Below are 10744 nucleotides of genomic sequence, written 5' to 3'. Positions count from 1 at the left end.
AACACCTCCAATCAGAAGGGAATCATGAAAACCGGAAATCTCAAAATCCCAACGATTCACGTTTTCGGTACGATGCTTTAGCGGAGGAGTGGTCGCTTGGGGTTGGAGGGTGCGGCAGCGTAGCCCCTCCCCCTTTTGGGGAGGGGTTGGGGAGGGGTTTTCCGCCCTCAGCCGTCATCCTCGGCCTTGTGCCGAGGATCTGAGCCAGCGAGCAAAATCAAAGCGTTGCAGATGCTGGGGACAGGCCCGAGCATGACGGAGGAAAGGTTTTGCCCTCACTTCCCCGCTAGTTGCATCGCATGCTGGCGGTGCATTTCGAGCACTGGCAGGGTCTTCTGGGCGAACGCGCCCAGCGTCGGGTCGTCGGGTTTGGAGGCGTAGGACTGGAAGAGCGCCACGGCCTTGTCATGCGCCATGCGCTGGAGTTCGATATAGGCCATGTCGAAATCTTCAGTGCTGGCGTTCTTGAGCGTGTCGAGCGCGGCCTTCATCTCCTCGCCGGCCTTGGTGTGATCGGCGATCATCTGCTGGGCGAATTGCTTGACCTGGTCGGAGCTGGCCTTCTGCAAGGCAAGTTCGCTCGACTGGATCTCCAACAGATTGGAGCTCGTCGCCATCGGCACGAAATGGTCGATGCTGACATCGCCCATGGCGCTGTCCATGGTGTTGGCCGCCGGAACGGGAGCCGGATCCTCGGCGAAGGCCGGAACGGCGGCGGCAGAGGCGATGAGGGCGGCGAAACGTACGGTGAACGGTTTAACGGGGTAGCCCTCCTTGGGATGGGAGGTCTTTGAACCGGCGAGGCGCCGGAACGTTCCCGGAAGCGTACAGTCAGGCCGCGCCTTCGGCCTTGCCGCAATAGTTCCGGTAGAGTGTGGCGATCAGATCGCGGGCGACGTCGCTTTCGATGCGATACCAGATCGTCTGCCCGTCGCGGCGCGCGGCGATGATGCGGTCGCGGCGCAGCAGCGCCAGATGCTGAGAGACGGTGGAATCGCGGATGCCCAGGAACTCCGCCAATTGCCCCACCGATTGCTCGCCATCCGACAGGCGGCAGAGGATCAGCAGCCGGTGTCGGTTGGACAGGGACTTGAGGAGCTCGCTCGCCTGCTCGGCGCCCGCTTTCATCGCTTCGGCATCTATCTTCATAGCTATGAATGTAAGGCTGTTGCAGCCGCCGCGCAAGTTTTCCCCGACGGCGTTTCAGACATGGACATTGCCATGGGCGAGTTCGCCGTCTTCATCCGGCGTGAAAAAGGCGATACAGGCGAGACCGAGATAGAAGGCGAGCACGATCGGCGCCACCACTTCGCCCGGCGCCGGGCCGAGGCTGGCGCTCTTGGCCGCCGCATAGGCCATATGCCAGAGATCCGAGGGGCCCTGGCGCCCCCGGAGCCGACCATGGCGCCGCTCGTTCGCCTGCTGCAGTTTCCTGCCGTCAACGGCTTTCTGATCGCGGCGGCGGCGTCGCTGGCGCTCATGCTCGTCGCGCCGGAGGCGACGGCGCCGTCGCCGCTGCTGATCTGGCTGAAAATCTACGCGCTCGGCGGCCCCTCGGCGCTCGGCTCGATCGGCACGGCGCTATGGCTATCCCGAGACGAATGACGGCGGCCCTTCCCCTCGCCCGCGCTTCATGGCAAAGAGCGAGTGAAATCACGACTGGGGGATGAAATGACCGCGACTGCGCAGAAGAAGACCCGCATTCTCGACGGCGGCATGAGCCGCGAACTGGTGCGGCTGGGCGCCGAGCTCAAGCAGCCGGAATGGTCCGCGCTCGCGCTGATGAACGCGCCCGATATCGTGCGCAAGGTGCATGAAGAATTCATCGAAGCCGGCGCCGAGGTGATCACCACCAATTCCTATGCGCTCGTCCCCTTCCATATCGGCGAAGAGAAATTCCGCGCCGACGGCGCGGCGCTGATCGCCTTGGCCGGCCGGCTGGCCCGCGAGGCCGCCGACGGCGTTGGCCAGGGCAAGACGCTGGTCGCCGGTTCGCTGCCGCCGATCTTCGGCTCCTACGAGCCGCAGCTGTTCGACGCCTCACGCGTGCAGGATTACCTGCACGTGCTCGTCACCTATCTCGCGCCTTACGTCGATCTCTGGCTCGGGGAGACCCTGAGCCTGATCGCCGAGGGCGAGGCGGTGCGCGAAGCGATCAAGGACACCGGCAAGCCGTTCTGGATCTCGTTCACGCTCGATGACACCGACCTCGCCATCGCCCAGGGCGCGGTGTGGCTGCGCTCCGGCGAGAGCGTGACGGCGGCGGCGGAATGGGCGGCGTCCTCAGGCGCCTCCGCGCTGCTGTTCAATTGCGCCAAGCCCGAGGTGATGGGCCGGGCGGTGGATGCGGCCAAAGCAGTGTTCGACGCCCGCGGCGTCGACATCGAGATCGGCGTTTACGCCAACGCCTTCGAAAACCTCAATGACGGCGAAGCCGCCAATGAAGGCCTGCACGGCACCCGCGATGATCTCAACTCCGACAAATATTCGACATTTGCGGCGGAATGGGTGGAAAAGGGCGCGAGCCTGGTGGGCGGATGCTGCGGCATCGGCGCAGAGCATATCTGCCGGGTAGCCAATCGGCTCAAGGCGTGAGAAAGAACCAGGGTGAAGCGTATGGGGTCAGGCGCGCCGGGCCCCGCCGCCGAACAGCACATAGCCGAGCGCTGCGCCCATGAGGCCGAGATTGAAGCCGGCAATGACCAGAAGCGCGGTCAGGATCGACGCTCCGTAAAACACCACGCCGGAAATCGCGATCACGCCGATCAGGAACGCGACGATCACCACGGCGAAGGCCGAGCGCAACAGCGCCGAAAACAGGCCCGTCAATGTCGATGTCGCCAAGATCATGATCGCTCCTCACGCGAATTGTCTGACACAAACATTGCCAGACACTGAACAAGATTCGCTTATCGGAACGCATAAACTTTTACCGATCGTCGAATTCGGGCCTCCGCTCCCGAATGCTCCTGCTTAGGGGCGAGAAATTGCGCCTTAATTGCCTGTGAGACAAGCGCCAATCGCGAAAAATGCGCAGAACTTCCCGTGAATTGCCGCTTTTCCGCTCTTTTCTGGGAAAAACCGACCGAAAACATCCATTCCGTCTCGGTCAAAGGCCGCAGAAAAGCGAAGGGCGCGGTCGCCCGCGCCCTCCAGACCACTGCTTGAAACCGGAAAATCAGATCTGCATCGCGCCCGGGCCGGGTTCCGCCCCCGGAGGGCATTTGCCGAGAATGATCATGCCGAGCACTTCGTCCTTGGTGACGTCCTGGGTGCGGGCATGGCCCACCACGCGGCCGTTCTTCATCACCGACACGCGATCGGCGAGGTCGAAGACGTCGTGGATATCGTGGCTGATCAGGAAGATGCCGATGCCGTCCTTCTTGAGCTCCTTGATGAGCTCGCCGACCTGCGCCGTCTCCTGCGGACCGAGCGCCGCGGTGGGCTCGTCCATGATCAGGATGCGGGCGTTGAACATGATGGCGCGGGCGATCGCCACCGACTGGCGCTGGCCGCCCGAAAGCGCCTTCACCGGCTCCTTGAAGCGGCGGAAGTTGGGGTTGAGGCGACCCATGACCTTGCGGGCTTCGGCCTCCATCGCCACGTCGTCGAGCGTGCCCCATTTGGTGAGGATCTCGCGGCCGAGGAACAGATTGGCGGCGGCGTCGACATTGTCGGCGAGACCGAGCGTCTGGTAGATCGTCTCGATGCCCACGGCCTTGGCGTCGCGCGGGTTCTGGATGTCGACCTTCTCGCCATTGATGAAGATGTCGCCGTGATCGCGCTTGTAAGCGCCCGACAGCATCTTGATGAGGGTGGACTTGCCGGCGCCGTTATGGCCGAGCAAGGCCACGACCTCGCCGGGGAAGAGATCCACCGAGGCGTGGTCGACGGCCTTGATGCCGCCGAAGGCAATGGAGATGTCCTTCATCTCCACGAGAGGCGTGCCCGCAGGCTTCTGATAAATACCCATGAGGATCCTCCCTTACTTGGCGTGGCGGCGATAGACGGTGTCGACATAGACGGCCAGGACCAGCACGCCGCCGACGACCATGTTCTGGATGGCGGCGTCGAAGCCGACCAGAACCATGCCCGAATAGAGCGACTGCATGACCAGGGCGCCGATCATCGCGCCATAGATGGTGCCGGAGCCGCCCGCGAGCGACGTGCCGCCGATGACGGCCGCGGCGATGACGTAGAGTTCGTCGTTGCGGCCGAGATCCACCGTGGCGGCCTTGAGACGCGCCGACGAAATCGAGGCGGCGATGCCGACCAGGAAGCCCATCAAGGTGAAGATGAGCATGGTCAGCCGGCGGGTGTTGATGCCGGCGAGATCTGCGGCTTCCGGATTGCCGCCCATGGCGAAGACATAGCGGCCGAACTTGGTGCGCGTGGTCATGAACGTCATCACCAGCACGACGGCGAGCGCGATGATCACCGGAATGGCCCAGCCATGGCCGACGACCAGCGTGGCCGGATCGAGATTATGCGCTGCGGCATATTGCTTGATGATGCCCTTGGGCCAGGGATAGGAATTCATCACATAGGTGGCGACGAGGATGATCAGCATCGACACGCCGCCGATGAAGAAATCCGCCCAGGTCGGACGCATGGGGAAACCGAAGCGGGCGCGCTGCTTGCGGGCGCTGGCCAGCATCCAGGCGACGCCGACGCAGGCGATCACGGCCAGAACCCAGCTTGCCGTGACGCCGATAGAGCCATAGGGGCCGCCGCCGATCAGCGAGAAGGTCTCGTCGATAGGCGCAATGGTTTCACCGCGCGCCACCAGCCAGGCCGCGCCGCGCCAGACCAGAAGGCCGCCGAGCGTGACGATGAAGGACGGGATTTCGAGATAGGCGATCAGATAGCCCTGGAAGGTGCCGATGATCGAACCGACGATGAGGCCGAAGATCACCGTGATGATCCAGATGGCCGGATGGCCGATGCCGAGCCAGTTGGGGAGCACCCAGACCTGCAGCACCGCCATGAGCATGGCGGTCACGCCGAGCATGGCGCCGACCGAGAGGTCGATATGGCGGGTGACGATGATCAGCACCATGCCGGTGGCCATGACCGTGATGGCGGCGGTCTGCACCGACAGGTTCCACAGGTTGCGCGCGGTCAGAAAGTTGCCGGCGCCGTTGGCGTAAGCGCCATAGACATGAAAGCCGATCCAGATCAGCAGCAACGCGCCGATCATGCCGAGCATGCGCGTGTCGATCTCGGTGGCGCGCAGAAATGTTTTGAAAGGTCCTTCCTGCTGCAGCGCAGGACCTGTGGTGGATTGCACCTGGCTCATAATTTGCTCCCTGTTCCCGCCCGCTTATGAGTTGGCCCAGGTCGGGCCGTTATTCCGGGGAAACGCGCTCTCGTGATGGGCCGCAGGCATTTGCGTGTGCGGCGAGGAGCGCAGCCGCATGGGTTGCGTTCTGTTCTCTTGAAAACGCGCCGCCCCGAGGGGGCGACGCGCAATTGTGTGGATTGGGGCTGCTTACTTGCAGACCGAAACCGAACCAGCCTTCACGCCGGCGCAAACGGTGGCGGCGTCAACCCAGCCGGCGTCGATGACGGCGTTGAGGTTGTCCTTGGTGATCGGCGTCGGGGCGAGCAGAACAGCGTTCATTTCGACCTTGCGTGCGCCGTCCTTGAACTTGCCGACATTCGGCACTTCTTCCATGGACTTGCCGTCGGCGAGCATCAGAGCGGCTTCCGCAGCGATCTTGCCGAGAGCGCGGGAGTCCTTCCAGATCGACACGAGCTGGGTGCCCTGGGCGACGCGGTTCAGAGCGGCCTTGTCGCCGTCCTGACCGGTGACCGGAACGGTGCCGGCGAGACCCTGAGCCTGGAGAGCGGCGACGACGCCGCCGGCCATGCCGTCGTTTTCAGACAGAACCGCATCGACCTTGTTGTCGTTGGCGGTCAGGATCTGTTCCATGTTCTTCTGGGCGTTTTCCGGCTTCCAGCCGTCCGACGAGGCTTCGCCGACGATCTTGATCTTGCCGGCGTCGATATTCGGCTTCAGCACTTCCATCATGCCGTTGTAGAGGAAGGTGGCGTTCGGATCGCCCGGGTCGCCCTTGATGACGGCGAAGTTGCCGCTATCCTTGACCTTGAGCATTTCCTTGGCCATCAGGCGGCCGACGCCGACATTGTCGAAGGTCATGTAGAGAACCGAGGGATGCTCGATCTGCACGTCGTAGGCGATCATCGGAACGCCTTCGGACGCAGCCTTTTCAACGGCCGGCATGATGGCTTCAGAGTCGTAGGGAACGATCAGCAGCACGTCAGCGCCCTGCGACATCAGCGATTCGATGTCGGTGAGCTGCTTGGCGGCGGAACCCTGCGCGTCGGCAGAGATGTACTTGTCGCCATTGGCTTCGACGATCTGCTTGATGACGGCTTCGTCCGTCTTCCAGCGCTCTTCCTGGAAGATCTTCCAGGACACGGCGACGGTCTTGCCGGCGGCCATGACCGGGCCGGCGACGGACATGGCGAACACTGCGCTGGCGAGCGCAATTGCGAATTTCTTCATATTGTCCTCCCGATGCGTATCGCATCAACCGATTGCAGCCGACCCGGTTCTTCTCCTAATCCCCGGAAGCCGGCCGTTGCGAACCCTATTTTTTCGAGGGTCGAAAAAAAGAGTGACTCACATCTTCGCCTGTGTCAAGATGTATTTCAAATCGATTAAGCGTTGCATTGCACAGTGATTTTGCTAGCGCATGATCGGTTTTACCAGTTGGAGGAGCTGGTCCCATGTCCATTATCGTGCGCCAGGACGATGTCCGGCGGCAAAATCAATTTGGCGTTCTGATGGCGCTTCGACGCCATGGCCCGATGTCCCGCACCGAGCTCAGCGCGGCGACGGGACTTTCGGCGTCGACCGTCACGGTCATCACCAACAGCCTGATGGAGCGGGGGGCTCTGTCGGCGGATCCGTTGGCGGAGGCAGGCGCGCAACGCCGCGGCAGGCCACAGGTCTCGGTGCGCCCTCGCCCGGCGCACGCCACAATCGCCGTGGTCTTCGTCGGCCTCAACACAATCCAGACCGCGCTCGCCGATTACAGCGGCCAGGTCTTCGCCTTCGAGACGCGGACCATCGGCACCAAACGGCTGTCTGCCGATGCGCTCGGCAAGGAAGTGACCGTCTTCCTGGGCGAGATGTTGGAGAAGCATGCCCGCGACGCCGGTCCGTTGCTGCGGATCTCGGCCGCGGTGGAAGGCATCGTCGACGCGGACCGAAAGACGCTTCTGTCGTCGCCGGTCATCGATCTCATCAATGTGCCGCTCGGACAATATCTCGAGGATCGCTTCGGCGTGGAAGTCGAGATTTCCAACGAGAGCAACATGATCGCCGAGGCGCTGCACTGGCGCGCGCCGGAGCGCTACGGCGCAAACTTCGCCACCGTTCTCCTGTCGACCGGCGTCGGCATGGGGCTCTATATGGACGGCCGGATGTTTTCGGGCGTGCGCTCCTCGGCGGTGGAGTTCGGCCACACCAATTTCCGGCCTGACGGCGCGCTCTGCCGCTGTGGGCGGCGCGGCTGCATCGAGGCTTATGCCGGAACCTATTCGCTGTGGCGCGCGGCGCGCGGCGTGCCGGAAACGCAATTGCTCGAGGAAGATCCGCCGGCCGATGCGCTTCAGACGCTGATTGAGGCGGCGCGCGCCGGCGAAGGGCCGGAGCGGCAGGCGTTTCGCGAAGCCGGCAAGGCGATCGGCACCGGGCTCTCCAATGTCTTCACGCTGTTCGACCCGATCCCGCTGGTGTTCACAGGGCCTGGAATCGCCGCGATGGAATTCATGGAAGACAGTATCCGCGAGGCGCTGTCGCGCGCCTGCTTCGGCCAGCCGGTGCCGATCAGCGTCGTCGACAGCTATCTCGACTATCGCGCGCTGATCCGCGAAGGCTGCCTGATGCGGGCGCTGGTGTTTCTCGACGAGAGCCTGCCCGATCAGGGCGAGACGCGCGACCGGCGGGAAGCGGCGCATCCGCAAGCCTCTTCGGCGCTCTGACAACAGGAGCCCAGCTTCGGCCAAAGCACAAAAACAAAAAAAGGCCAGGTTCTTCACCTGACCTTCCCTGGCATCCAACGATCGACAGCGCCAGTACATCCGTGGTCGCCGGATCGTTCGATGCAATTCCTGTAACTCTTCGTGATGACAGTTTCATCACAGGATGATTGATATTTGGTTAACCGCAGGAAAATTTCAAGGGGATAGCGGTTTTTTTATTGGCGCGCGTCTATCGCCCGCACATGACCTGCCTCTGAATAAGCGAGAATCGCCCTGTCCGCCGTTATCAAAATCGCATCGAGAACTCGCGCAGTCGCGACGATAATCCGGTCTGCTGGATCAGCGTGGAAGCTTCCTGGCAACCTTACGCTCTCGACAGCAATATCAGGCGTCAGGGCAACTATCTCCAAGCCCTCCAGCGCCTGAACGGCAGACATCCAATCGGATAACTCCCGCCGCAACAACAGTCTTCCCTTTTCGACCAACATCGCAATTTCCCAAGGAGTAATTGCGGAGATCTTTACCGAAGCAGCGCTCAATTCCCGATCAATCGCGGCGAGAGCGTATGGTCCCAAGTGATTATTTTGCTCGACGCCCCAAACAAGCACATGGGTGTCGAGCAAGATCATCGATTAGCGTTCCAAGCATCCGCATCGATCGCAGGCGCTTCCGGATCGTCGTAATGAATGACGGATCCTTTGAGGGCGCCGAGAAAGGACCGGCGACGAGATGGTTCGGAAAGCGGCGCAAGGGACGCGACCGGCTTGCCGCTCTGGGTGATGATCAGCGTGTCTCTCGTCTCATTGATCTCCGCGATCAACTCCAGACAATGATCCCTGAACTCGGCTGAACCGACCTGTCGCGTCTTCATCGCCATCTCCTGCTGCAAGCGAATGTAGTCTTCCTGCGGCAGAAGGCAAGATCAGGACGCAAAACGGCCCGGGCGTCGCCGCCCAGGCCGGTGTGTGATGGAGATAACAATCTCAGTGGCTGTCCTTGCCCACCGCGCTGCCGCGACATCCCTTGAGGAAGTCGAGGTCGGCGCCGGTGTCGGCGCCCTGCACATGCTGCTGGTGGAGCCAGGCATAGCCCGATTCCGGCAGTTCGTGATGGGGCTTCCATTCGGCCAGACGGCGCGCCAGTTCCTCCTCGGAAATATCGAGGTGCAGGCGGCGGTTCGGCACGTCGAGCTCGATGAAATCGCCATTCTTGACCACGGCCAATGGGCCGCCGACTGCGGCTTCCGGCGAGGTGTGCAGGACGACAGTGCCATAGGCGGTGCCGGACATGCGGGCGTCCGAGATGCGGACCATGTCGGTGATGCCCTTCTTGAGCACCTTGGGCGGCAGCCCCATATTGCCGACTTCGGCCATGCCCGGATAGCCCTTGGGACCACAGTTCTTCATGACCATGACGCAGGTCTCGTCGATGTCGAGATTGTCGTCGTTGATCTTGGCCTTGTAGTCGTCGATATCCTCGAACACCACGGCGCGGCCGCGATGGACGAGCAGGCTCGGCGTGGCGGCAGACGGCTTGAGCACCGCGCCCTTGGGGGCGAGATTGCCGCGCAACACCACGATGCCGCCGGACTGCGTCAGCGCCTTCTCGGCCGGCAGGATGACATCCTCGTTCCAGTTGACGACGTCCTTGACCTCGTCCCAGATGCTTTCGCCCGAGACGGTAATCGCGTCCTTGTGCAGGAGGCCGGCTTCGCCGAGACGCTTCAGCACCACCGGCAGGCCGCCTGCATAGAAGAACTCTTCCATGAGGTATTTGCCCGACGGCATCAGGTTGACGATGGTCGGCACGTCGCGGCCGCAACGGTCCCAATCGTCGAGCGTCAGATCGATGCCGACGCGGCCGGCCATGGCGAGCAGGTGGATGACCGCATTGGTCGAGCCGCCGATGGCCGCATTGGTGCGGATGGCGTTTTCGAAGGCCTGCTTGGTCATGATGTCGGACGGCTTGAGGTCATCCTTGACCATCTGCACGATGCGGCGGCCGGTGAGCTGCGCCATGACCTTGCGGCGGGAATCGACGCCCGGGATCGCGGCATTGCCCGACAGCGCCATGCCCAGAGCTTCCGCCATGGAAGCCATGGTGGAGGCGGTGCCCATGGTGTTGCAGGTGCCCGAGGAACGGCTCATGGAGGCTTCCGCCTCCAGGAACTCGGCCTGCGTCATCTCGCCGGCCTTCACCATTTCCGAGAACTTCCACAGATGCGTGCCGGAACCGACGCGCTCGCCGCGGAAATAGCCGTTCAGCATCGGGCCGCCGGTGACGACGATCGACGGCAGGTCAACAGAGGCCGCCGCCATCAAGAGCGACGGCGTGGTCTTGTCGCAGCCGACCAGCAGCACGCAGCCATCCATCGGCTGGCCGCGGATGGTCTCTTCGATCGAGAGCGCCGCGAGGTTGCGGTACATCATCGCGGTGGGGCGGAACGTGTTTTCCGACGCCGAAAACACCGGCACTTCCATCGGGAAGCCGCCGGCCTCCCACACGCCCGCCTTCACCTTCTCGGCCAGTTCGCGCAGATGCCCGTTGCAGGGCGTCATGTCCGACCAGGTGTTGAGGATGCCGATCACGGGCCGTCCGTCGAACAGGTCGTGCGGATAGCCCTGATTCTTCATCCAGCCGCGATGGTAGATGACGTCACGGCTGGTGCCGCCATACCATTCCTGCGATCTCAGCTTGCGCGGCCATTCTGCTTTCTTTTTCATTGTCT

The 10744-nt window shown here is 62.7% G+C and carries 13 protein-coding genes; 3 read left to right on the top strand and 10 right to left on the bottom strand.

Annotated features, from left to right (window positions below; genetic code table 11):
* Window positions 1-275: 275 nt before the first annotated feature.
* From E8Q41_RS07630 to E8Q41_RS25500, 3 genes are all read right to left on the bottom strand, one after another.
* The gene (locus E8Q41_RS07630; protein ID WP_137154909.1) at window positions 276-662 is read right to left on the bottom strand and encodes a DUF4142 domain-containing protein; all 387 of its coding nucleotides are present in this window, start codon (window positions 660-662) and stop codon (window positions 276-278) included.
* A gap of 169 nt (window positions 663-831) precedes the next feature.
* Complete coding sequence (locus E8Q41_RS07625) at window positions 832-1149, bottom strand: metalloregulator ArsR/SmtB family transcription factor (protein ID WP_137154908.1); 318 nt, start codon at window positions 1147-1149, stop codon at window positions 832-834.
* Between the two features lie 54 nt (window positions 1150-1203).
* Window positions 1204-1359 carry a hypothetical protein gene (locus tag E8Q41_RS25500; protein ID WP_170976398.1) on the bottom strand — a complete coding sequence of 52 codons (156 nt, stop codon included), beginning with the start codon at window positions 1357-1359 and terminating at the stop codon, window positions 1204-1206.
* Between the two features lie 42 nt (window positions 1360-1401).
* Between E8Q41_RS25500 and E8Q41_RS07620 the strand changes: the two genes are divergently transcribed.
* Together E8Q41_RS07620 and E8Q41_RS07615 are read left to right on the top strand one after the other, a co-directional pair.
* Complete coding sequence (locus tag E8Q41_RS07620; protein ID WP_137154907.1) at window positions 1402-1605, top strand: hypothetical protein; 204 nt, start codon at window positions 1402-1404, stop codon at window positions 1603-1605.
* Window positions 1606-1671: 66 nt separating this feature from the next.
* Complete coding sequence (locus E8Q41_RS07615; protein ID WP_137154906.1) at window positions 1672-2595, top strand: homocysteine S-methyltransferase family protein; 924 nt, start codon at window positions 1672-1674, stop codon at window positions 2593-2595.
* A gap of 27 nt (window positions 2596-2622) precedes the next feature.
* On the opposite strand, the gene E8Q41_RS07610 is transcribed toward E8Q41_RS07615, so the two are convergent.
* The 4 genes from E8Q41_RS07610 to E8Q41_RS07595 all read right to left on the bottom strand — a co-directional run bounded on the left by E8Q41_RS07610 (window position 2623) and on the right by E8Q41_RS07595 (window position 6490).
* Window positions 2623-2850, bottom strand: coding sequence for a hypothetical protein (locus E8Q41_RS07610; protein WP_137154905.1), 228 nt, complete (start codon window positions 2848-2850; stop codon window positions 2623-2625).
* A gap of 328 nt (window positions 2851-3178) precedes the next feature.
* Window positions 3179-3973: an ATP-binding cassette domain-containing protein gene (locus E8Q41_RS07605; RefSeq protein WP_137154904.1), complete on the bottom strand. Its 795-nt coding sequence runs from the start codon at window positions 3971-3973 to the stop codon at window positions 3179-3181.
* 12 nt (window positions 3974-3985) lie between these two features.
* Complete coding sequence (locus tag E8Q41_RS07600) at window positions 3986-5299, bottom strand: sugar ABC transporter permease (RefSeq protein WP_137154903.1); 1314 nt, start codon at window positions 5297-5299, stop codon at window positions 3986-3988.
* 192 nt (window positions 5300-5491) lie between these two features.
* A complete protein-coding gene (locus E8Q41_RS07595; RefSeq protein WP_246660118.1) occupies window positions 5492-6490 on the bottom strand; it encodes a substrate-binding domain-containing protein in 999 nt (332 codons plus the stop codon).
* Between the two features lie 266 nt (window positions 6491-6756).
* Between E8Q41_RS07595 and E8Q41_RS07590 the strand changes: the two genes are divergently transcribed.
* Window positions 6757-8016: an ROK family transcriptional regulator gene (locus E8Q41_RS07590; protein ID WP_137154901.1), complete on the top strand. Its 1260-nt coding sequence runs from the start codon at window positions 6757-6759 to the stop codon at window positions 8014-8016.
* A gap of 215 nt (window positions 8017-8231) precedes the next feature.
* Here E8Q41_RS07590 and E8Q41_RS07585 read toward each other — a convergent pair whose 3' ends face one another.
* From E8Q41_RS07585 to araD, 3 genes are all read right to left on the bottom strand, one after another.
* Window positions 8232-8645 carry a type II toxin-antitoxin system VapC family toxin gene (locus E8Q41_RS07585; protein WP_137154900.1) on the bottom strand — a complete coding sequence of 138 codons (414 nt, stop codon included), beginning with the start codon at window positions 8643-8645 and terminating at the stop codon, window positions 8232-8234.
* Window positions 8642-8887 carry a type II toxin-antitoxin system Phd/YefM family antitoxin gene (locus E8Q41_RS07580; protein WP_170976397.1) on the bottom strand — a complete coding sequence of 82 codons (246 nt, stop codon included), beginning with the start codon at window positions 8885-8887 and terminating at the stop codon, window positions 8642-8644. The genes E8Q41_RS07585 and E8Q41_RS07580 overlap by 4 nt, the downstream gene beginning before the upstream one ends.
* 112 nt (window positions 8888-8999) lie before the next feature.
* On the bottom strand, window positions 9000-10739 hold the full coding sequence (gene araD, locus E8Q41_RS07575) for an L-arabinonate dehydratase (protein ID WP_137154898.1): 1740 nt from the start codon (window positions 10737-10739) through the stop codon (window positions 9000-9002).
* Window positions 10740-10744 lie beyond the last annotated feature (5 nt).

It is taken from the genome of Rhizobium sp. FKL33 (assembly GCF_005222915.1).
Taxonomy (GTDB): domain Bacteria; phylum Pseudomonadota; class Alphaproteobacteria; order Rhizobiales; family Rhizobiaceae; genus Rhizobium_E.
This window is presented reverse-complemented; position numbering and strand designations above follow the sequence as displayed.

Bases quoted from the DNA above. Each gene is read 5' to 3' on its own strand.
- araD (WP_137154898.1), bottom strand. From the start codon at position 10,739: ATGAAAAAGAAAGCAGAATGGCCGCGCAAGCTGAGATCGCAGGAATGG.
- E8Q41_RS07600 (WP_137154903.1), bottom strand. From the start codon at position 5,299: ATGAGCCAGGTGCAATCCACCACAGGTCCTGCGCTGCAGCAGGAAGGA.
- E8Q41_RS07615 (WP_137154906.1), top strand. From the start codon at position 1,672: ATGACCGCGACTGCGCAGAAGAAGACCCGCATTCTCGACGGCGGCATG.
- E8Q41_RS07610 (WP_137154905.1), bottom strand. From the start codon at position 2,850: ATGATCTTGGCGACATCGACATTGACGGGCCTGTTTTCGGCGCTGTTG.
- E8Q41_RS25500 (WP_170976398.1), bottom strand. From the start codon at position 1,359: ATGGCCTATGCGGCGGCCAAGAGCGCCAGCCTCGGCCCGGCGCCGGGC.
- E8Q41_RS07625 (WP_137154908.1), bottom strand. From the start codon at position 1,149: ATGAAGATAGATGCCGAAGCGATGAAAGCGGGCGCCGAGCAGGCGAGC.
- E8Q41_RS07590 (WP_137154901.1), top strand. From the start codon at position 6,757: ATGTCCATTATCGTGCGCCAGGACGATGTCCGGCGGCAAAATCAATTT.
- E8Q41_RS07605 (WP_137154904.1), bottom strand. From the start codon at position 3,973: ATGGGTATTTATCAGAAGCCTGCGGGCACGCCTCTCGTGGAGATGAAG.
- E8Q41_RS07585 (WP_137154900.1), bottom strand. From the start codon at position 8,645: ATGATCTTGCTCGACACCCATGTGCTTGTTTGGGGCGTCGAGCAAAAT.
- E8Q41_RS07595 (WP_246660118.1), bottom strand. From the start codon at position 6,490: ATGTCCGTCGCCGGCCCGGTCATGGCCGCCGGCAAGACCGTCGCCGTG.
- E8Q41_RS07630 (WP_137154909.1), bottom strand. From the start codon at position 662: ATGGACAGCGCCATGGGCGATGTCAGCATCGACCATTTCGTGCCGATG.
- E8Q41_RS07580 (WP_170976397.1), bottom strand. From the start codon at position 8,887: ATGAAGACGCGACAGGTCGGTTCAGCCGAGTTCAGGGATCATTGTCTG.
- E8Q41_RS07620 (WP_137154907.1), top strand. From the start codon at position 1,402: ATGGCGCCGCTCGTTCGCCTGCTGCAGTTTCCTGCCGTCAACGGCTTT.